Origin of the sequence: Aquimarina sp. Aq78 (assembly GCF_900299525.1) — a bacterium.
In the GTDB taxonomy this organism is placed as follows: Bacteria; Bacteroidota; Bacteroidia; order Flavobacteriales; family Flavobacteriaceae; genus Aquimarina.
In genome coordinates, this window is sequence record NZ_OMKA01000001.1 from 441991 (window position 1) to 465741 (window position 23751).

18 protein-coding genes are annotated in these 23751 nt (G+C 31.7%); 3 read left to right on the top strand and 15 right to left on the bottom strand.

Annotated elements, in window-relative coordinates; all coding sequences use genetic code 11:
- Positions 1-36: 36 nt before the first annotated feature.
- From DG435_RS01885 to DG435_RS01945, 12 genes are all read right to left on the bottom strand, one after another.
- Positions 37-1062, bottom strand: a complete 1026-nt coding sequence (locus DG435_RS01885) for an SDR family NAD(P)-dependent oxidoreductase (RefSeq protein ID WP_199852711.1) — start codon at positions 1060-1062, stop codon at positions 37-39.
- Between the two features lie 46 nt (positions 1063-1108).
- A complete protein-coding gene (locus DG435_RS01890; RefSeq protein ID WP_106793578.1) occupies positions 1109-2872 on the bottom strand; it encodes an alginate export family protein in 1764 nt (587 codons plus the stop codon).
- A 320-nt stretch (positions 2873-3192) separates the two neighbouring features.
- Entirely contained in the window at positions 3193-4026 is an 834-nt protein-coding gene (locus DG435_RS01895) for a carbonic anhydrase (protein WP_106793579.1), read from the bottom strand.
- Positions 4027-4035: 9 nt separating this feature from the next.
- Positions 4036-4743: a DUF2490 domain-containing protein gene (locus tag DG435_RS01900; RefSeq protein ID WP_159025651.1), complete on the bottom strand. Its 708-nt coding sequence runs from the start codon at positions 4741-4743 to the stop codon at positions 4036-4038.
- Positions 4744-4828: 85 nt separating this feature from the next.
- Positions 4829-5203, bottom strand: a complete 375-nt coding sequence (locus tag DG435_RS01905) for a hypothetical protein (RefSeq protein ID WP_106793581.1) — start codon at positions 5201-5203, stop codon at positions 4829-4831.
- Positions 5204-5314: 111 nt separating this feature from the next.
- Entirely contained in the window at positions 5315-7048 is a 1734-nt protein-coding gene (locus tag DG435_RS01910; protein WP_106793582.1) for a S41 family peptidase, read from the bottom strand.
- Positions 7049-7146: 98 nt separating this feature from the next.
- Positions 7147-8187, bottom strand: a complete 1041-nt coding sequence (locus DG435_RS01915) for a helix-turn-helix domain-containing protein (protein ID WP_106793583.1) — start codon at positions 8185-8187, stop codon at positions 7147-7149.
- 210 nt (positions 8188-8397) lie between these two features.
- Positions 8398-10572, bottom strand: coding sequence for a S9 family peptidase (locus DG435_RS01920; protein WP_106793584.1), 2175 nt, complete (start codon positions 10570-10572; stop codon positions 8398-8400).
- A gap of 202 nt (positions 10573-10774) precedes the next feature.
- Entirely contained in the window at positions 10775-11137 is a 363-nt protein-coding gene (locus tag DG435_RS01925; protein WP_106793585.1) for a hypothetical protein, read from the bottom strand.
- A gap of 17 nt (positions 11138-11154) precedes the next feature.
- On the bottom strand, positions 11155-12291 hold the full coding sequence (locus DG435_RS01930) for a hypothetical protein (protein WP_106793586.1): 1137 nt from the start codon (positions 12289-12291) through the stop codon (positions 11155-11157).
- A gap of 4 nt (positions 12292-12295) precedes the next feature.
- Positions 12296-12646 (bottom strand): hypothetical protein, encoded by a 351-nt coding sequence (locus DG435_RS01935; protein WP_106793587.1) that lies wholly within the window; start codon positions 12644-12646, stop codon positions 12296-12298.
- Between the two features lie 669 nt (positions 12647-13315).
- Positions 13316-14869 carry a patatin-like phospholipase family protein gene (locus tag DG435_RS01945; RefSeq protein ID WP_106793589.1) on the bottom strand — a complete coding sequence of 518 codons (1554 nt, stop codon included), beginning with the start codon at positions 14867-14869 and terminating at the stop codon, positions 13316-13318.
- A 341-nt stretch (positions 14870-15210) separates the two neighbouring features.
- Here DG435_RS01945 and DG435_RS01950 point away from each other — a divergent pair, with 341 nt between their 5' ends.
- Positions 15211-16293, top strand: a complete 1083-nt coding sequence (locus tag DG435_RS01950; protein WP_106793590.1) for a M57 family metalloprotease — start codon at positions 15211-15213, stop codon at positions 16291-16293.
- 105 nt (positions 16294-16398) lie between these two features.
- On the opposite strand, the gene DG435_RS01955 is transcribed toward DG435_RS01950, so the two are convergent.
- Positions 16399-20031, bottom strand: coding sequence for a M1 family aminopeptidase (locus tag DG435_RS01955; protein ID WP_106793591.1), 3633 nt, complete (start codon positions 20029-20031; stop codon positions 16399-16401).
- A gap of 49 nt (positions 20032-20080) precedes the next feature.
- The gene (locus tag DG435_RS01960; RefSeq protein ID WP_106793597.1) at positions 20081-20974 is read right to left on the bottom strand and encodes an ABC transporter ATP-binding protein; all 894 of its coding nucleotides are present in this window, start codon (positions 20972-20974) and stop codon (positions 20081-20083) included.
- A gap of 216 nt (positions 20975-21190) precedes the next feature.
- On the opposite strand from DG435_RS01960, the gene DG435_RS01965 reads away from it, so the two are divergent.
- Positions 21191-22354 (top strand): sensor histidine kinase, encoded by a 1164-nt coding sequence (locus tag DG435_RS01965; protein ID WP_234387135.1) that lies wholly within the window; start codon positions 21191-21193, stop codon positions 22352-22354.
- On the top strand, positions 22351-23052 hold the full coding sequence (locus tag DG435_RS01970; RefSeq protein WP_106793593.1) for a LytTR family DNA-binding domain-containing protein: 702 nt from the start codon (positions 22351-22353) through the stop codon (positions 23050-23052). Before DG435_RS01965 ends, DG435_RS01970 begins: the two co-directional genes overlap by 4 nt.
- 44 nt (positions 23053-23096) lie before the next feature.
- Here the strand turns inward: DG435_RS01970 and DG435_RS01975 are convergent, their stop codons facing one another.
- The gene (locus tag DG435_RS01975) at positions 23097-23477 is read right to left on the bottom strand and encodes a MotA/TolQ/ExbB proton channel family protein (protein ID WP_159025652.1); all 381 of its coding nucleotides are present in this window, start codon (positions 23475-23477) and stop codon (positions 23097-23099) included.
- Between the last annotated feature and the right edge of the window lie 274 nt (positions 23478-23751).

The window sequence follows — 23751 nt, forward strand, 5'->3', positions numbered from 1 at the left end:
TTATAGTTATCGGTTATCGACATGAGTACAACTGCTTTAATACGTAGTAAACCCACCATCAGTGGCATAATTTGCACCAGTGATATTAGATGCTTCTTTAGACAATAAAAATAACATAATCGCTACCTGTTCTTCTGGTGTTGCGTCTCGATGGTTAGAATCTGTATACTGCAGAAGACTTTTGGTTTTAATATTTCCCATGCCAGCATTACCTCCACTAGCTTTTACCTTAGCCATGACAAGTTGATAAGCTCGCTCTACCATTGGTGTTGCAGTATTGGCCATACACACAGAATTGATTCGTATACCATATTCTGCATAATCTATCGCTGCATTTTTTGTTAGCCCATTAACGGCATGTTTACTTGCGACATACGAGGGAGTTCCCGAAAAACCCCGTAATCCAGCAACCGATGCGACATTAACGATTGCACCACCTTGATTTTGTGCTACCATTTGTTTTAATTCTTCACGCATACATTTAAATACTCCTGTTGTATTTACCCGCATCACTACATCCCAATACTCATCTGTTGCTTCATGACATCGACTAAATGTAAGGTGTTTTTGTTTTTCATAGTTTATAGGATCTCCGGGAAAGATTGCATCCATTACACCTGCATTGTTTATGGCATAATCTAATTTACCATAAGAATCTATTGCTGTTTTAACCATTTCTTTACAGGTCTCATTAGTAGAAACATCTCCATAAACGAATTTTGCAGAACCACCTTCTTTAACAATTTCATTTATAACCGCATTTCCTTCTTCTTTAAGCCAGTCTACACCTACAACATTTGCACCTTCTAGAGCTGCCCTTTTTACTGCTGCTTTACCCATTCCTCTTGCGCATCCAGTAATAATAATTGTTTTGTCTTTAAAGCGATTTGGAATGAAATATGCTGGATTAACCGGGCTAACATCTTTTTTTCCTACTGTATTTTCTGAGGCTAATAATGCAGATGCAGTTTCAGATCCTTTAGAGTCGTTAGCGCAAGCAATACCAGCACTGGCACCTATAGTAGCAAGCGTTGTGTTTTTTAACATGTTTCTTCGATTCATGATTTTTTGTTTTATTGAGTTACTAGAATATGTTTGTTACATCTAATTATAGTGCGTATCGTATAAATAGCATAGTACTCCACCAATTCGATGGATCTTCTGTCAAGGCTCTGTTTACGGCTTCACCGGGAAATGTAACTGCCACGTGTCCTTGGATATAAATCTTACGTGACCAAAACACTTTGAAAGTTAAATTGCCCTCTACCCCATAATCTTTGGATTCTAAAAATGAGAGTGCTGGGTTTCCTCCCAAATTTGTTAAGTTGTCTGCTTTAAATAACCAAAATTGAGGTACCAGTTCAAGTTTTGGGATGGGGCGCACACGCAATTGAAACCTGTGTGCAATTACATTTGAAATCTGCACTACTTTAAAATGATTTATTCCTTGTACCCATTGTTCTCCGTTTCCACCAGATAATAGAGGGTCCCATCGCTCAAATCGATCGGTGCTTAAGTCATCACCAGAAAAATGAGCATGCCGATAGCTTAAAGTTGGTGTCCAGGGAAGTTTAGAAAAACTCCAGCCAAACTCACCAAAGTAGCCGTATGCGCGCATCGGAAAATTCTCATTTCTTTGCAATCCACCTTCTCCTGCAACAAAAAAACCTGAATTCCCTGCTGGTTTGGGCTGCCAACGAAAACGTGCATCTACAACTTGTAGGCCTTCTCGACTAAGAACTTCTGTTGATGTAAAATAACCAAACTCAGACTTTGGCACATACAATAGGCTTGCTCCTACAGAGAGCCCTTTTGCAGGTTGTGCTTCTACATTAATTCCCGTGATTCTTGTTTTAGAATCTACTACTGGTAGTTCATCAGGATCGAGATAGAATAATTCTAATAATGTGTTGTTGTATTTTACACTACCACGAGCCAGCATATCTGGTGCCCAACGAGGATTAGATTGCAATGCTGCTCTTTTACTACCATTTGCAGAGGTATTTATGATAAGAAATCCATCTCCAAGGGTAAAACGTTGTCGACCAATAGAGGCATTTACTACAAGTCTATTACCGTTTTTCCAGGTTTTTCCTGTAATTAAACCAATATATGCATCCTCAACACCAATATAACCTCTTGTTTTGTTTGTGAATAGCTCTTGTCCTTTAGAACCACTTACTATTGCACTAAGACCGGCATATATATGAAGATTATTATGTAATGGAGTAATTCCATAAGTTCCCAAATGAGTAAATCCTTCAACCCAATCGTCATATCCATCCCCCGAGGGTACCCTCGAGACTAATGGGTTACCATCAAGAAGTGCGTCGGGTCTACCGTACCAAGCATTCGTATTGCTATAATGAATTGCAAGGGCTTCAAGTTTTAAGCGAATAAATGTAGATCCAAAATTGTATAATTTTGGAAGGTCATTAATTTTTCCTGACGTTACAAATCCGGTTTTTGTTGATTCGCCAACCTGATCTCCTAAAGTTACATTAATAGTAAGTATAATTCCCCCGATTGACCCAAATCCTACTTCTATTTTGGTTGTAGCAATCTTAGGATCTTGACGTGATCGAGATAAAGAAAATTCGATATGATTTCTTGAAAATCTATTATCAGGAAAGGTCTTTAAATCTTGACGTATTTTGTCACGAATCCGATTATTAAGTATAGAATCATTTGATGGATTAGTAATTATGATGTTAACTTCTTCAATTCTTTTATTATGATAAGGGTCAACATCTCCGACACCCTGCGCAATGGTGGTGCCAAATGAAAGTGTGAAAATAAAAACTGTAATTCTTAATAAATCGAATTGTTTACTAAGACAGTTTAATAGGTTTGGTTTTAAAAGAGTAGTCATATCCGAAGGTCATTGTAATATTCTATTATGTTTCTGATAATCAATATCAAAAAAACAATCTTAATTAATACGAAATGAAATGAACCACTTATAAATATACAAAAAACAAAGCAAGTTATTATACATATAACTCTTATAAAAAACTTAATTTTCAATGTTTTACACTCGATACGTGTATGGTTTATTTCATAACCTTCGTTTATAGGTTTTAGCATGAATTTTGACCAGAATCCATTTTTAGTAATATGCAAAATTGATGGATTCTGGTCTCATTCCTTACTATAATAACAAGTCCTTTTCTGTTTTTTATTTCGACCCGATTATTTTGTCATTTTCACTTCTCTTCCATTTAATGGTTGTTCATTTCTATAATTATTTAATGGCATCAGATCTCTTAAGATTTTTACTTGCCTTAAAGATATTGTAATGGGTTCTTTAAAAATAAACCAATTTACACCTTGAGTACATGGTGGTGTGGTCAATGATCCAACATAGGTATAATATCCTTTATCTTTTGGAAGGTTATAACTAAGATTAAATGGCATCCCTATGGTTTTAGTCTCCCCATTTTTAAGAGGTAAATAACTTTCTAAAAATCTGAAAGGAGCACTGGCTTTCCCTTCTTTTGCCATTATAGCAAGAACTAAGTATTCTCCCTTAGAATTAGTATGTACCATATGTATTACAATTGGATATCTAATACCATTTATGGTATGTTCTGAAGACTCATGAAAATGAATTTGCTTCAAATTATATTTAGTATCCTTATACATAAGATAATCTCCTTCTTCAAAATTATATTGAATTGAATGTCCGTTATTAACCACATCATGTATTTTGGTATTAGACACATAGTGAATAGCTAAAGGTTTTAAATTAGTATCAGCTATTGCATTTATACTCACAATATTTATAGGGGATTGAAATTTCCCTCCGCAATCTGAATTCTTTTCAATTTCTGCCCAATGTTCTGGACTTGTTTCCCCTACATAACTCCAATGCTTTTTTGCATGATCTGTTGTCGAAGTGGTTTTTTCTTTAGTAATATCTAAAGAGTGTTCCTTTGTAATTTTCTCTTTTGTATTTGTACAAGAAGTTATTACAATTATTGTTGTAATTGCTGCTATATATACAGCATTAATATAGATTTTCATTTCTTTTATTTAAATATGATACTTAAGTGTTGTTTGTAAAATGTGGTTACTTCTAAAATGATCTGCTATTGGCATATAATCATTCATATAACCAAGTCCTATAGATGTGTTTTTTAATATAGGATAGGATACCCCAACATAAAACCAGTTTTGATTTAAAGATTTAGGAACAATACCCGAGTTTGTATTCAACCAAATTTCATCAAAAACAACTGCTTTTATTTCTGTATTGTCATATACTGTAAACAATGGAATTTGAAATGTAAAACGATACCTAAATCGCATTTTATAATCTGTTTCATTAGTTTTGAAAACATTGGGAGTTACTTCTACAACCTGATCAATGAAACGTTGTTCAAATCTAAATCGATGTTTAAAATTAGTTTTTCCGGACATATGAGATAATGTTACTTGTTCCCATACATTGTTTTCATTAAAATTATATGTAAGCTTATAATTTTTAGCAAAACTATAGCCTACTGCAAAATCCAGAGTTTCATTGGATTTATAATGTATAGAAGGTCTAATTAATATTTGTTGCCAATCTTTTAAAAAACTGGTTCTTCTAAAATGTGCTTCATTTTTCACATAAACTTTATTGTTTATAGTGTAATCGACAATTATAGAATTCCAGGAACTATAACTTTTTTCTGTAGTCATGTTTTGACCAAATACTGTTATTGGAATAATAAACAGTATGATTTTTATATGTTTCACAATATTATTATTATTAAAATTAAATATCAAAATCAGGGACTAACTTTTGTCAATCCCTAGCATTTATGATTTATAAATAATAATTTTATGAATATACTTTTAGACAACAGTACAGGATATAGTACTTGCCTTTTACAGTAGAAAATTGATAATTCTTTTTATTAAAATCATCATTATTTTTAGTAGTAACCTTTTTGTCTTTAAATGCACAAAAAGCACTTTTAGAGTATTCTTCTTCTTCCCTGTCTTCAAGCTCATTTATGTCTATACTATCAATAAACGTTTGGTCTTTATACTCAAGACCTGTATCACCACTATCTACACTATGTATAGAAAAAGATTCGGCTACTAAATTGTTATAAGAAGTAGTATCTGCATTAGCTTTATTACCTAAAAAAAGTGCAGATACCAGAGTTATTAGTACTCTAAATGAATAATATTTAACAAAGGAAAGATTCATTGTACCAACAAAAGTATCTATTTAGACTAATTGGTTATCTGTAGCGTAGTTGTTTTTAACACAAACTTTAACACCTCTTTCCTATATCATGATTTTTACAACAGGGTTCCATTACATTTTTTTAATTAGTCTCAGAGTATATTCCATAACAGTGTCTACATTGTTTAGGTAATCATCTATAGATTGTGTAATAGTATAATCTGGCATAATACCACGATCAACAGGAAGTGAAGTTGCTGTGGTTACATAGGTGTTTCTGCTCACAGCATAAATAATACCGGTATTTGGTAGTCTAAGTCTTTTTTGTCCACCTGTGCAGAATTGATTTGAGCCCAATTCTTCTCCAATCAGGGTTGCTAACTTTAAGTGTTTTACCAACGACATAAAATGCCCGGTAGTAGAACCACCATTTCCATCAATAGTAAAATATAAATTACCATTAAATCTATTTTCAAATGGTTGAACGGGCTCTAGTTTTTCATTAAACTGAGAATTTGAAAAGTATACAAATGGTTTTTGAGCAAGATATCTGAGCAAATAAACACCGGCATCAGATGGTCCGCCACCATTTCCTCTTACGTCAATAACTAAATTTTTAATCTTTTTTTGTTCCAGTTCTTTAAAACTAGTATCCACAAATGCTTTAAATTCTGGGAATTTACTTCCATAATAGGCAAAAGAACGTATTGTCATCATTGCAGATGTATTATCATTTATATACTGTAAACACAACCGCTCTTTGCACAAATATTCTGGGAGTTCTTGAAAATTATTTTGGTAGTTTTTGAGTTTTTTTAATTCAACAGGCTTAGATTTTCCTTTTATAGTCACTACATAAGATTTTGGAAAACCCAGTGCATAAGGAATGATCGATGTAGAATGTGAATTAATGAAGTTCTTTTTGTATGTTTCGATATTACCTTGTGATGAGATATGTTTATAAATTTCGTTTTTGATAGTTTCAAATTCAATTCCGTTAATTGAGGTAATTTCACTTTTAGCCGCTACTATCTTTCTATTGATTAGTGGATCTGACACGTATAATTTATCATTAATTAATTTTACTTCTATAGGAAAGCGTAAATCTATAGGTATCATCTTTCTTTCTTGATTAAAATACCCCATTGATGTATGGCTACAACTAATGTTTGCTATAATCTCACTACAATACCAGATAAATTCACTAAAAGTTGTACGTTCTGTAATCAGGCTCTTTTTTACTTCTATTGCTTTCCAGAAATCATCTTTAGTAATGAATTTATAGGCATTAGGGTTAACTTCTGTTAATCGACGACCTAATTCGTCTAAGTCATTTTTATATTGTTTTATTGAATACACTTTATGAAACCTTGTAGAATCATATGTTGCATATTTAATTTTATTAATCCAATCTTCTGCATTTATATTTTTAGGATTAAGCTTAAGAGATTTTTCATAGTTTCGAACTGCCAATTCTTTATTACCATCGGCATGGTAAGCTTCTCCCAAACTATCATATGGATTTGAAGAATTTGGAAATTCTGCAACCAATAGTTCGAAAATCTTAATAGCATCTTTTATTTTACCCATATCTAATAATTGATAACCATAATTATTAAGCTCATTTTCATCATCAAAATTATAAGCTTCGGGATTTTCTCTTTTAAGCCTGTGATAATGCGCTATAATTTCTTCAATACTTGTGTCAGAAATAGTAGAAATCGTTTCTACAATTGATTTCTTAGACGCAGCAGTAGAATCATTATTTGTTAGAACATCTGTCTTGCTTTTCTCTTGCGAGATACAGCTTGTTAATAGGCATGTGCATATAAACACATTAAAAAGAACTTTGATTTGTTTTTTCATTTTGTATTGATTGATAAATTCTTTCGCAAAAAACAAAGTTTTGTTACAATTATAAGTATGAAACTATACTGTTTTGGTTTGAATTTATAAATATGAACTTAAAACTGTTCTTTATATTTTGCTGGAGTCATACCCACAAGCTTTTTAAACACTGTGTAAAATGTTGATTTTGAATTAAATCCAGATTCGTTTCCTATTGCATCTAATGTATATTTAGTATTTGACCTAATTATTAGCTTTGCTTCTTCAATTCTATATTCATTTACAAATGCCGGAAAGCTTTTCCCTAAATTATCATTCAGCAATTGCGAAAATTGGTGCGTGGATATATGAAGTGCTTTTGCAATGTCTGAAGATTTCAAATTTGGATTTTTATACAACTTTTGCTCACTCATAAGAAGATGTAATTTTCCTACCAGTACTTTTGCCGTTGCGTTATCAATCTTTTTATCTGCATACTTTTTTTCATCCCCAAAAATTTGATTTTTCTGTTTCTTATTAAGAAGAAAATAAAGGAAGAAAGAATAAAACAATACTGAAAAGGTGATAGATCCTATTACAAAATAAGAGTATTTCGTAAAGAAAAATATCAACCACAGGATTAATACTGCTAAAAGTAAAAACACTAGCCATAAATTAATAGGTAGGAATTTCTCTTCTTTTTTAGATATGTCTTTCATTCTTTTAACCAAATAATATCCCGAAAGCAGAATATAACATAACCATTGAACATTTATAGAAACCAAAATATATCTTTTCCAAAATATAGGATCACTTCTGAAAGGATATATAAGATGTATACCTATTGCTATAACTATCCAAAATGCTATATGATATTTCCAATAGTTAATGCTTTTAGTATTTAATTTAAGTATAGATAGTACATATAAAAACAAAAAAGGACCAATAAAAATAAAGGTAATGGGGCCAAATGTTGAATACGAATTTGGTGTAGTATCACTAAAAAAATAGATAAGAGACCGTAATGCACGTTCACTTAAAAATAAGAGAAAGACTCCGAATAGTATATTTGAAAAATCTTTAGGTTTTTTTATAATTATAAAATAAAGACTTACCAGGAAACTATTAAAAACCCCAAGTGCACCAAAGAAAAATAAGATTTGAGAATATAAATTCATATTTAGACTAAAATATCAAATACATAAGCTTGTATAAAAATAATGCAGTAAAAATTGATTACAAATATAGAAGTATCATTTAAGTTTTTTGAGTTACTGTTTATAGGATTCGTTATGATCGAAATTTTTATTTGTATTTCCTTTATTTGGCACAAAAAAAACCGGTAAGAATATTTATTATTACCGGTTTTTTTATTTATAAATCGAGTTTTATTCTTTTATCTTTTCCAGATCCATCATAAACGCATAGTATAAAGCGGTACGTTTATACCGTTGAAAACGCCCAGATGCTCCACCATGACCTGTTTCCATATCACAATCCATGATCAACATATTATTATCTGTTTTTAATTCACGTAGTTTAGCAATCCATTTTGCAGGTTCCCAATATTGTACCTGGCTATCCCAATAGCCTGTTGTGATCAATAGGTTTGGATATGCTTTTGCTTCGACATTATCATAGGGAGAATATGACTTCATGTAGTCATAATATTCTTTATTCTTAGGATTTCCCCATTCATCAAATTCAAATGTAGTTAGTGGTATAGTTTCGTCCATCATAGTAGAGACTACATCAACAAAAGGTACAGCAGCCACAACACCATTCCATAATTCTGGTTTCATATTTAAGATAGCTCCCATCAATAGACCACCGGCACTACCTCCCATTGCATACATATGTTCTGAACTTGTAAGCCCTTCATTAACCAGAAATTCTCCACAATCGATAAAATCAGTAAATGTATTCTTCTTTTTAAGGAGCTTACCATCTTCATACCAATGTCTTCCCATTTCTTGTCCTCCTCTAATATGCGCCATAGCATACACAAATCCTCTGTCTAATAAGCTAAGCCTATTTGATCTAAAGCTTGGCTCAGAACTACTACCATATGAACCATAAGAATATAGTAATAAAGGTGTTTTACTACTTCTTTCAATTCCTTTTTTGTACACAATAGAAATTGGTATTTTCACACCATCTTTTGCAGTTGCATAGAGACGTTCTGATACATAATTATCTTTTGAGAAATTTGGGTCTAATACCTCTTGTTCTTTTAAGATTTTCTGCTCTTTCGAATCCATATTATAGTCAATTGTACTATTAGGAGTTGTTAAAGAGGTATATCCATATCGTAAAATATTGGTATTAAAATCAAGATTAGTAGTTGGGTATGATAGGTAAGCAGGGTCATTAAACTCAATATAATGATCATTATCACCATTCCATTTCATAACACGAATAGTACGTAACCCATTAACACGTTCTTGTAAAACCAAGTGTTCTTTAAAGAGTACAAAACTCTGTAGTAGAATATCTTCACGATGTGGGATAACATCTACCCAGTTTTCTTTTGCAGTAGCAGTAATTGGCGTTTTTACCAAACGAAAATTCTTAGCATCAAGATTGGTTCTTATATAAAAATGATCATCATAATGATCAACACCATATTCTAAATCTCTTTCTCTTGGTTGAATGATCTTCCATTCATCATTAGGAGTATTGGCATCTAGATATCGATATTCTGTCGATAAGGTCTGACTACTACCAATCATAAGGTATTTATCTGATCTGGATTTAAATATAAAACAGCTAAAAGTTTCATCTTTTTCATGAAAAACTAACTCATCCTTAGATTGATCTGTTCCTAATACATGCTTATATATCTTATCTTGTCTAAGTGTTATAGGGTCTTTAGATGCATAAAAAACCGTTTTGTTGTCATTTGCCCATACGGCTCCTCCTCCTGTATTTTTAAGTTCATCTGATAGCATTTCTCCTGACTCCAGGTTTTTAAAATAAACTACATAACGACGTCGGGAAACAGTATCTACACTATAGGCCAAAAGCTCATTATCTGGACTTACAGATCGACCTCCTATAGCAAAATAAGCGTGGTCTTTTGCAAGTTCTGGCCCGTTAAGCATGATTTCTTCTTTATCACTGTCATCTAATTTCTTACGACAATATAAAGCATAATCCATGCCTTTTTCATAGCGAGTATAATATGAATAACCATTATCATTATAAGGAACAGAAGAATCATCTTTTTTAATACGCCCTACAATTTCATCATATAATTTTTTCTGCAAACCTTCTGTATGTTTCATTGCCTCATTCTTGTAATCGTTTTCGGCATTAAGATAATCCAGTACATCTTGTGTTTGAGCATCAGGTGTTTCTGCGTTTTTTTGCTTATCGCTTAGGCGCATCCAGAAATAATTATCGATACGTGTATCTCCATGCGCTTTTAACTCTTCTGCAATTTTTTTGGCTACAGGAGCTTCAATGGATTGATAAGGTTCTAAATCAGGTTTTTTTTCTGTATTACATGCCATAAAGAACATCGTAAAAATTAGAAGTGAATAGATGAATTTAGTTTTCATAAAGTATTTAAAATTAGTTTTTAATAAGCCTCTTTTTAAATCATTGCCACAATTTAAATTATAAAATATAAAAAATGTAATAAAAAAAATATAATTCTTAGTTTTTGGACTTGCTTTATTGTTCTATAACTACACAACCCAAGCATATTACGATTCTATTTTGTATGGTAAGCGTGATTAAGGAGTATGTAGAAACTTATGATTATATACCTTGAATAGCCTTAAGTAAAACTTCTAAGACTACATTTTCTTCTATTGCAGAACTTGGTGAAATTGTACGATTGAGATCTAATTGTCCTTCAGATGCTATTAACGTATTACTTTTAATAATTGTAGATATAATTATAGAAACCTCTTGTAGTTCTGTATTCGAAATGCTTTTTTGGGTTTCTTGTGATACTAAAACAATTTGTTTAAATTGATTAAAGTGATACACAACCTCTGAAGCAGATAAGCAGGTTTTATTGTCTTCAATTTTAAATTGTATGGTTTTATAATCCTGACGACCCTGAATGCTAAAAATTGCAGAGTCGATTGTTTGAATTAACTGATGAGCAGTATCCATATAGGTTTTCTTCTATATTATTCTTTCATTGCAACTTTCCCTCCAAAATTTACTCCCCAATTGATTCCGAATACTGTAACCAAATTATCATCTACAGGGAAATCTTTTCCAAAACCACCTATCAATGTGATATCTTTTGAAAGTATATATTTTAAAGTTCCTACCGAACGCTCACTATTGATACTTCCATTACGAGAAATATATTCATATGCCAGCGAAAATCGATCTATTTCAAGTTCTACTTTTGCTCCCAGATCCCGATAAAATGTTTTGAAAAACTGGTTGTTATCGCCAATATTAAACTCATCTTCGATATATCTGGCAGTTACCAATACATTAAGATAGTTATTTCGTTCACTATCCGACCCTTCATTTAGAATCAAACTTCCTTGCCCTGTTATCCAACTTCCAAGACGATTAGCTGTGCCAGAATCTATCTTATCTCCTTTAAACAATGCACTATATCCAATAGCTCCATCCACACTTACATAGGGTTTGGTGGTTTTTTTAAACTCTTTTAATTGCGGACTTATTTTCTCTTTTTCTTTTTTATAATGCTCAATAATAGCTTTCTCTGCTATTGCACGTTTTACAGGATCGTCTCCGCTAGCATCTGCTAATACACTAACAGGAGGGCTATCAAGGTTTTTAAGAATATCGCCAACTTTTTTTGCCTCATTATATATTTTATCTTTATCATAAAAACGTAACAAAGTTGTTCGTAATCCTATAGAATAGGTTTTTCTTTTACCTTCAATGCCTTCGAATTCTTTATCGACATAAGCAGCAGATAATGTGGTCGTATTTAATCCTCTAAATGGTTTCTGTTTAATCTCTCCCGTGGCCTTATCCTCTTCTATACCAATATATTTATAGTATGTTCTGTTCTTACTCTTCCGATTAATAAAAAAGTAAGGAGCTACTTCTATCGAAAAGCTTTCTCCAAAATTATTGAATACGTGTAGTGCTAATGCTTTCAGGTTAGTAGGTGTATAAATTTCTGTCGGGGACTCTCCTACTAATAAAAATGCTGGAGAACTGGGATTGCTCATAGTAAAATCGCTTAGATTTTGGTCAGTTTTACCCTCTTGTGCCGTGCCAAAATATGAGAGGTGTACTAAGACAACAATAGATAAGATAGATTTGTAATTCATCGTCCTAATTTTTAATTAATTCAATAACATCAAAAACAATGAAAAATTCATCATCAATTTTTAGTTTTTTGCCCTCATAATTTTGTTCATTTTCATCATCTTTTAAATTGATTTTAAAAACAGTATTTTCCAGAATTGGATCAATGTTTTCATCGGTTACAAAACAGTTCGTTACTACATTAAGTTTTTTATCTACAATATCACTACTATTACCTAGATTCGCAGAAAAGTTGTACGTGCTGCTTTTTTTTATGATTTTACTATCTAGTTTAACATTAGTACCTACTAAAGCCTCTGTGCTAATTTTTACATTAAGTTTGACCTCAGAATTAGTACTCATTTTAAATTTTTTCATGGTTATATATTTGTATTTTGTAGTTGGTTACTAATCCTATAAGCTATCATCAACTTATCAGATCAAAAATACCAATAAAAAGGTACTTTTGGTCTTTGATTGGGTATATTTATAAATGAAAGATCTATAATCATTTCATTTTTTTACGAAAAAAAAGAATCTCGACCCATTTTTCCATAGTAAATACCAGGTAATAAAGTGAAATGGTTAGTGTCATTAATATAAAGAAGATCACAAAAACCCATTTCAGCCTAACAAACCAATAAAACACATAAAATATACTGGATGCATTTTTGTTTGTATCACTACCTATCAAATCCACTAAATATAAACCACATAAATTTTCTACAATATCAAATATCCCAGGGATAAAACAAACAATAAAAAACCAAGGCCTAAGCTTTAAACTTAAGGTACCCTCAAAGACCCGAAGTGAATAATAGAAGAGAAATGAATAGGCTATAATAAAAACAAAATCAAAATAAGTGTTGTTTTTAAAACATATTGGATTTTTAATTAAATCATTAAATTCTGACGAACAATTAGAAAATTGAATATTAATAAGATGCTCTACTTGTATCGATGGTATATATGCAAATAGAACTCCTAATATCACAACTAGTATTACATTAATTTTCCAGAGGTTGCTATAAAAATTTAGCCTTTTCATTACTTCAGGTTTTTAATTTTTTCTTCACGTATATCTTTATAGGTTGTCCAGTCAAACTGTTCAATTTGTCTGATCGCGGCATCAACACCTTTATTAAAGAGTTTTGCTTTTTCTATATCATCCATCCAAAAGTCTAACCAATTATGATCTTTTGTATCTACAGTTACTACCCTTTTCTCAATTTCTTTATTATTAAATAGAAAATCATTGTCATAAAAATTTCTGAATGTACTTATGAAAGATGTGATATATCCGATCAATGTAATATCTTCTAGTTTTTTTACACTTTTCGATGGGTTTATACTTTCTTTTTGATTACCTACTACCCTTTCACTAAGGAGAACACCAAACGTTGGAAATCTTGGCACAACATTATCTTTTCTATGAAATTCTCGAATAGGAAAATTAGAGAGCATTCCCCCATCCACAAACCTTGCATTAAGCTTTACTGAATTTTCGGTCTTCATTTCATTTTTATAGTGCTCTCTACCAGGAATGAAATTTTTATAAATAAAAGGAATTGACATCGTCGCCCTTAAAAATGCTGCTGGTTTTATATTCCCCGGGGTAGTCCAATAATCATCTGCCCTCTCTGGAAATTTCACAATACGATTATGAGTCAAATTAGAGGTAATTAGCACTAATCGTGGTTTGTCCCCTTTTTTTGCTTTAACCAATTTTACCAGATCCATCCTTTTTGTAAGGTCATTTTTGGTCTCTATTTGTATTGACAATAGTAGATTCTCTGCCCAACTATAGAACCTTTCTCCGGTATTAATACCAAAATCCTTGTCTAATATTTTCACAAAAAGGATATAAATAAATATTAGAAGTGCTGCAACATTTATAGTTCCTATTATAAAATCAAAAAATCGAAGTTCTGTTCCCGAAACTCCATTTGTGATATTAAAAACAATGCCAAAAAGCCCGTATATACCAACAAGAAAGCCAATGGAAAAAACACCTAAAAAAAGTTTTAAGATAATAGACTTATAGTTTCTAAGTAATTTTTGCTGTAACCATCCAATTATTCCGTTTTTTTCCATGAACTTACTAAAATCTGTATTTGCAATGATATGAGTAAGTATTTCGGATTTAGTAGCCTGATGTGATTTATCACTATATTGAAATTTTGAATCTTCTGCATATATAGTATTAGGGATGGACGCCAGAAATAAGGCATTGATTGCCCCAGCACTTGTTCCCCCATGACTATAAAACCGAATACCAATCTTTTCCATAATGTAGGTATACCCTAATAATGCAATTCCGTACATGCCCCCACCTTGCTGAACCAAATCGACAACAGGTCTTTCTATAGATTCTCCTGCATAGTTTTCATTAACTGTAGCATCAGATATAAGTTCTTTTTTTATAAGACCATCAGTAGTAAACTTGTTCTTTAATTTACGTTGCGGATCATTAATTGATTTCTCTAAAATCTCATTTGCAGTAGTAAAAAAACGAGTTGTTTTTTTTATATTCTCCTCACTATGTATTGACATTCTAGAGGTAGTAGAAAAGCCCTTAATAATTTGTTCTTGTATATTCATTTTAGAAATTACTTTTTATTACTATTAGCTATAACAGGAACTTACCAATCTGATTAACAAATGAATAAAATCATAGTTAAGCATCTATAATGACTTAATTACTGTTAGTTAATACAAAATCGGGGTGATATTATGCAACGATTGAAGTATTTAAAATTAATGAAAATATACTTCTAAAAAAAGAGGCAAATCCCCCTATTTTTTTTTAGAAGTATAAAAATATTCAGGATGCCTAATCGAAATAAAATAAATATTAGTAAGTATTTTTATGATAAAAGGAGAATAACTTGACCTGAACACTCCTGAAAACAAGGTAAGGCATAACCAAAAATACTCTTAAAATGAAAAACTCATTAAAAAACCTATTAATTTTAAGTTTTCTTTTCATCCTTCTCTTTGGATGCTCAAAAGACAGCTTACCAGACAACGAAAATTTAATAGAAAATGGAAATGATTCGGTATTTAAAACCATAATGAATTTAGGGTTTCCAGAAAATGTTATTGAAGATTATGGAAGTTATTATTTGGTAGATGGAGATATTGTTTTTTACAAAAACAAAAAATACCATTCTCCAGTAATAGACCCCGTAGCTAAACAAAGACGACATCCCAATTCTGTAACAATTAGCAATATTAATGTCTACATAAATCCCGGAATGAATTTGGCCTGGAGAAATGCATCTACAGCTGCTATTAACCGTTGGAATGCAGTTAACTCTAGTCTAAATTTAAATATCACATCATCTACAGCTAATGCACATATTCGGATTATGTATGATTCGCAAGATCCAAGTGTTACTTTGGCTAACAATGTTTTTGGAAGAGGAGAATTTCCCACAGCTAATGGCCTGCCAGGTGTAAGAATATGGATAAACCCAGATTTTGCATCTAATACATTTTGTGGTGGACCTATCACTCAAAATATGAGAATTTCTAATGTTCAACATGAATTGGGGCATAATCTGGGAATTACTCATACCAATCAAGGTTTTGGAAGTTTGATTCCAGGAACACCAGGAACAGATGCACAATCTGTTATGAATGGAGGGCAAGCCTGTACTATAAATAATTTTAGTGCTGGTGATATCACTGCTATAGAATACTTGTATCCAGTCGCTTGGGTAGGATTACCAAAAGCATATACCAGATTCCCTGATCCAACAATATGTACAAATGTTTTTGTTCAGCAAGATTCATATATACTCCCTGTATCTCCCGGGGCAGATACCTATGAACTTACTTCGAACTCCCCCAATCTTTATGTAGATACTAATGTTAGTCCTGGACACATCATAACCATGATTACTAATCATACCGGTAATTATACGATTACACTCAAAACTACCAATCAATATGGTAGTAGTTATGCAACTATATATGTTACTGCTATACAATGTAATGGCGGTGGCGGAATAGGGTTTTAATTCACTAGCATGAAATTCTAAAAAACCAACCTCTATAATCATATAGTTCTAGAGGTTGGTTTTAATTAATAGTAATTGACTTGATTATGAAATTACCTTGTTATTTTACTTACTATTGATAAGTGTTTGCAGATTATCTTCAGTTTTTCTATCGATTAGTTTATTCAGCGGGTCAATACCAGCTTTGATCGGTTTTTGATCCACAAGAATTTCTAATTGCATTACCTGATCGGTAATTTTGTGTTTCTCTAAATAAATTAACTCTTCTCCTCCATCAGGTCCTTCTCCATATACGCCAATATCAATCCAATCTTGTATAGGTATTGATTTTTCTACTCCTGTACTATCAATACGATATTTTGTAACGTCTAATGCCAGGTTTACTTTAAATGCATTTTTTGAAAGCTCTTCATATACTGCTTTGGTTGTCTTATTTTCATATAATGTCACTGTTTCGAATAAATCAACAATAATATACTGTAGATTATCTGGTGTGACTTCTCTAAAATAACCAAGTAAATCTATTGTAGTTGGATATCTTTCTGTCTTTGTTTTTAATAAGCCATCGTAACTATTCCAATCTCTAATAAAATTTCTTAAAGCAAGATTTACGCTATCTTCTCCGATATAATCCTGCAAAGCATACAGATTAACCAGACCTTTACCATAATGAATATATTCTTGTTTAGATTCTACTAACGACAAAGGCATCTCACTTATTTGTTCTCCTGCCCTTCCGGTTAGGTAACGATTCATTTCTGTTTGAATAAATTGCTGTACCTTTTCGTCGGGATAAGCTTCTTTTAGGACCATGATAGCAGAATATTGAGCTAAAGCCTCAGATATCATTGATTTTCCCTGTACAGCAGCAGGGTTTACCTGGTGGCCCCACCACTGATGTGCCAGTTCATGAGCGGTTACATAAAAAGCCATATCTACATCATGTTCATCATCAATATCCATCAGGAATCCGATACCTTCAGAAAAGGGTACTGTATTTGGAAAAGATTGGGCAAAAGTCTGATAGCGAGGAAACTCTAATATTCGCATTTGCTTGTATTGGTATGGGCCGAAATGGGTACTAAAATAATCAAAAGATGTTTTCATTCCTTTCATCATTCTGTCTAGATTATATTCATGCCCTTTGTGATAATAAATTTCTAAGTCAACAGAACTACCCAAACTATCATGTTTAGGTATCCATTTATCCTTTAATACTTCGTACTTTGCAGAAACAATAGAATAGAAATTAGACATAGGTTTATCCATCTTATAATGATAATAGTTACGATTTCCTTCTTTCCATTTCTTTTGTAAATATCCAGGAGCAATAGCGATTTGACTGCTATCAGTACCTATAATCATTTCAAAATTAATTTCTTCTCCATCTCCCTTTGATCTACCTTGTTTAATTGCTTGCGGATCATCTATTTTGGCTCTTCTATTTCTAGGTTTCAGATCATACTCCTCACGTTCATTATCATCATGTAATTCGAGGTTTCTATTGTATCCTAGTGTTGGGAAATGGAAATTATCGAAGAATGTTCCGTTATAAACAATTTTTGTATTTGATTTTTCTACAAAGCCATTTGTAGTAAATGTTTGTTTAAACTCCATTTTAACAGAATCTCCCGGTTTCAGAGGTGTATTTAGCTTATAGACATAATAACTATACTCTTCATTATCATTATTAACTGTAGCTCCATTTTCAAATTCGATATATTCAATTGCTACCTGATAATTTGGTAATTTTTGAATATGAACCTCATTAATAGCTGTATTATGCGTATTCGTTAACACATAGTATCCTTCGACCGAATAATCTCTATCGTATGGAAAAAGATCTACTTTTAAGTTTACATCTACAATTTTTGGTTGTGGCAAATACTCAAAATGTTTGAGTATTTTCTCATAATTTGCCCTATACATACTCTCTTCCTTCGGAAATGAATATTCATTAAGAATATTGGTATTGTAAAAAATATAGCTCCCTAATGATATAAAAATTATGATAGTAACAGCACCTAGCTTTATCAAAGGCTTGGTCAATCGTTGTTTACTTAGTTTCCATCGCTTTTTTATATGTGTTTCTGTACCTCTTACAGAAAATATGGTGGTAATAATAAATAGAATAATAGAAAACAAAATCCAATATATTTTGAAACTTATGTATGGCCATAGAAAATGCCCGTAACCATTCATATCTGAATATGTTCCTAAATCTCCTCCTCCAAAAGTGTATAATCCATGATCTAACTCTAATACTTCTAGCAAAATAAATGCAACAAAGAAGAAGATTACAACCATAATATGTCCTAAGAATTTATGATTCGTCAGAACCTGAAAAAAAAAGGAAATAAATGTTAAAAGGATAAGAAATGGAAAGATTTCAATAAAAAAACCATAAAAATATACATCCAATTCATAGTGGTAATACCCACTTAATGTTTGGAAAATTACTCCTGCCAATATTAAAGCTGACATTAATACTATATATATAAGTATAAGCCCAATAAATTTACCTGCCAAATTGATAAAATCAGATAAGGGTATGGCATCGTAGATACCATTCAATTTCGTATCTCTTTCTTTCCATACAAGTTCGCCAGAATAAAATAAAAGAATCATTAAGAAGAAATATATAGACATTTCCTGAAGCTCTTCGACTATAATATATGTAGTGGGATAACTATTAACACCATAAGAAGTTCCCAGGTTTATAGAATTGATAAATATGATACTCATCCCACAAATAACAATAGCCCAGAATGAAGTTTCTTTAAGAATTGATTTAAAATTAAATAAGACGTGCTTCCAGAATTGAAAAATAGTAGCTTTGGTACCAAAGTATAAGTCAGCCTTTGGAACTTGACTATCCAAATGGTGTACAGTAGACTTGTTTTCTTCTTCAGAAATAGCTATTAGTTTCTTTTTTGAGGCTTTGCCTCTAATCAAATTGAAATTAAACTTATAATACCCTATCATCAAAGTAATTATCCCTAACCCTATCCATAGCAACCTGTTGTATAGTAGTACTCCTTCTATAGGAAGCATTAATATACCTCGTTCTGCTTTGGTCCAGAATTGAGTTAATACGCTAATCGTTTGAAAGGAAAAAGGGTCCAGTAGAGCAGCAAAAAAGCGATTATCTGGATTCTTTAATAATGTAAGTGTTACGATATATGCCATCAATAAAAACACACCCTGAATGTATACCACCATCAATTTTCGGCTTAAAGCACCTCCAACATAAAAGACTGCCCCACAAAAGAATATATTGGGTATAACCAGATACAGGAAAGGCTGTAGATAATGCCAGAAATTGAAAGGTAACATAACCTCTGCATCACGCCAAGGCATAAACTCACCTAACATAAGTCCAAAAAGCAAACCACAGAAAATAAAAAGTAATATGATAAATGATCCTATAAAACGTCCAATTAGATAATCCCTTTTTTTAATAGGATTTATAAACATTAGAGATTCCATATTATGATCAAAATCTCTTAAAGCAGCTACTCCCATGATCATAGAAGTAACCATAGTAAAAAAAGCAGAGACAATTGCCATTATTCTAGCTATATCCTGAGGAGAATTTGTTCCCATAGCACCAGAGTTTCTATCCATAAGAAAATCTGCAGCTACTATAGAAAATAAAAACACAATAGCAAAGTATATATAGGTATCAGGGCGTTTGGCTCTGTACTTAATTTCGAATTTTAGTATTTCGTACCACATAATATTAGTTGAGATTAGTTTGAAATGAAAATATTAGATCTGTCTATATTTATGACAATGCATTCTGATGTTGATCTCTACCAAAAATTTGCGAGAAATACACATCTTCTAAATCTGCCTGAATCGGTATAAATCCATCTCCCGGATCGCTTTCACTAAGTACATGAATGACAGGTTTACCAAGTAGGAATTTTTCTGCGATCACCACATGATGTTGTTTATAGTGCTCTAATTCATTTTTCAAAATTGTTTTTTTATATACCTTATCTTTCAATTGCTCGATAGTTTTAACCGGGTTTCCTTTCAGAAGTACTTCTCCCCGATTAACAATAGCCATATTAGTACACAATTCCTTAACATCATCAACGATATGAGTAGAAAGGATGACAACAGTATTTTCGCCAAGTTCACTTAGCAAATTATAAAATCGGTTTCGTTCTGCAGGATCGAGACCAGCGGTAGGTTCATCTACGATAATGAGTTTTGGATTAGAAAGTAACGCTTGTGCTATACCAAAACGTTGCTTCATTCCGCCAGAATAACCTCCCATATTTTTTTTCCTGTGATCATACAGATTTGTTTTATGTAAAAGGGCCTTAACAACTTCTTTTCTTTCTTTAGTATTTGTCAATCCTTTAAGTACCGCCAAATGATTCAGTAATACTTCTGCAGATACTTTAGGATATACTCCAAACTCTTGCGGTAAGTATCCCAAAATTTTTCGTACTTCATTTTTTTGAGTTAAGACATCTAAGTCTCCAAATGTGATTGTACCTTCATCTGCTTCCTGAAGCGTAGCAATAGTTCGCATTAGTGTAGATTTTCCAGCACCGTTAGGCCCTAATAATCCAAACATTCCTGTTCCTATTTCAAGATTTAGATTGTTAATCGCTTTCACTCCGTTTTTATATGTCTTTGTTAAGTTTTTAATGACTAATTCCATAATTGTTCGTTTTTTGATTGAATTATTTTGACCAAACATAATAGCCAAGCCTAGTGATATTATGATAAATGTGATGAGTATGGTTTGGTAAGGGATACAAAGGCTTTTGGTGAGTATAAAGTGACTTGATCACACTTTTCTAGAAGTTGAAACCTGTATAGAGTATGTTTATCAACTTCTTTGGCTGTACCATTTTATTACCCTAGTTTTGGGTATATGATGTTATTATTTAGAAAATATAAACGAACGATATTCTCCTTTGGGATATCCATGTTTTTTTGGTTTAGTGGGCTTGTTTGCATGGCTTCAGATATCGAGCTTACAGGCACTTTATTCGTTTTTTTGGCAGTTAGTAGTATCGGGTATTTACTGCTCTCCTGGTTATTCAATAGAAAAAAACAAAGAAATTCCTCTGGATTATGGACAAAAAATGAAATCAGAATCACTACGATTTTAACAGGATTAATATGTTTTACAGGAATATTTGAATCTCACCCAAATCAACCCGCATTTACCTCTGTTTTTATCTTATTGTTTATTTATATTTTGATCTTTGGTATTGTACTTATCAGAAATTACTACCTCCAGAAAAAAGGAGCTCCTCCTATTTCTAAATCGATAATAAAAAAAATAGCATTTTGGTCTTTTGTAATAGGCGGAGGAAGAGTTTTGATATTACTCGAAAACTATGAGAACAATGACGCATTGATTATTATTGTCTTTATCTATTTTCCGTTGATCATTTTTTTAATAACTCGATGGGTTTTCAAACAAATAAAATCGATTTTAACATTAAAAAATGAAAAAGCAAAAACCGAATTATTGCATTTAAAAAGCCAGGTAAATCCTCATTTCTTTTTTAATATGCTTAATAATTTATACGGTTGGGTAGATAAAGATTCAAAGAAAGCAAAAGAATTGATTCTTAAGCTTTCTGATATGATGCGATATAGTATTTATGATGGACAAAAAGATATAGTTACACTTGAAGAAGAGGTGGCATACTTAAAAAATTATATTGAATTGCATAAGATGCGTTATCATAAAGCTATATCTGTTAATTTTAATCTTCAAATTGAAAATGAAGGATACAAGGTGATGCCTTTACTTTTTATTATACTTTTAGAGAATGCTTTCAAGCACGGTGTAGAAAATTTAAGAGAGAATGCTTATGTTCATGTTGATATGACTGCCAGAGAAAATGAAATACGTTTTGAGGTTGAGAATAATTTTGATCCTTCAGAAAATACAGAACAATCAGGAATTGGTTTAAATAATCTGGAGCGAAGACTTGAACTCGTTTATCCTAAGAAGCATTCTATATCCTATACCGTAACAGGAGATGTTTATAAAGCGCAACTAATATTAAATCAATTATGATCAAATACTTAATTATTGATGATGAACATATAGCTCATGATATTATTAAAGGGTACTGTGATTTACTCCCTAATATGAAATTGATGAAGAATTGCTATGATGCATTAGAAGCATTTGAATATTTAAATAAAGACAAGGTAGATTTAATTTTTCTGGATCTCAATATGCCAAAATTAAAAGGTTTTGAATTCTTAAAAACATTACCTTCTCCCCCCAAAGTTATTGTAACTACGGCGTATAAGGAATATGCTCTAGAAGGTTATGAGCTTAACATCGCTGATTATCTGTTAAAGCCTTTTGGGTTCGAACGTTTTCTAAAAGCAATAAACAAGGCAGTAAGTTCATCACCCGCAGTGCAACTCTCAACTGAAGTCGTTGAAAATAGCACTACGGCAAAAACTATTTTTCTTCACAGCAACAAAAAATATATACAGGTAGTTATTGATACTATCCAGTATATAGAAGCCGCAGGAAATTATGCTAAAGTGATCACAACGGCCGAAACAATAACGGTTAGAGAGAAAATCTCTGATCTTTTAGAATCATTACCAAAAGATTATTTTTTACAGGTTCATAAATCATTTGCAGTAGCGACAAAACATATTAAAAGTATTGAAGGAAACAGAATAGGTATCGGCGATCATATTATTCCTATCGGAAAAATATATAAAACAAATATTATCCAGTTATTGAAGTAATATTTACAGCAGTTTAAACAAAATTACATGTTTCATAAGAGCAATTAAGATGCTGGCAAATTAGAATTGCTTATTCCATGCAAAATTCTACAAATAATAAATAAACAAATCCCTAGTACAGGAGTAATTAATGTATTAGAAATTCCTTGAAAGATTAACTCTGGAGCTATCCCTCCTGTTTTTCCAATAAAATAGAAACTATGCATTAATCCAAGTAATAAGGACAAAACGCTTAGAATACCTATCCAAAAAGCAGCATTATAAATTTTTAAGTTATGATGTTTAGCCAACTCCTGATTTTCTTGACTTTTTTTAGTTTGTAATTTTTTAAAAAAATGATAACCAGCGATAGCAGTACATATGGTAAAGAGAACAATAAATTTTAAATCACCACTAGTAATAAATTCTGAAAAAGGCATTCGCATAATTGTAAATTTTGTATTTGTATCCTATCAAATTTAATAGCCAAAGTGGTTGCTATTAAAGTTTTGTGATAAATGACATGATTGAATGGAGTTTTAACAAGTTTACTCTGTTTTTTATGATTATAATATGGTTAAAAATAAAAGCCTTACTGGATGGCAAGGCTTTTGAAATCGTTTTTACTGTTCTTTGAATTATTATAATTTTGTTGCTTTAGTAGATTAGATAATAACTTTTGAAGTTACTATTCTCTTGACTATTTTTTTGTTATCCAAA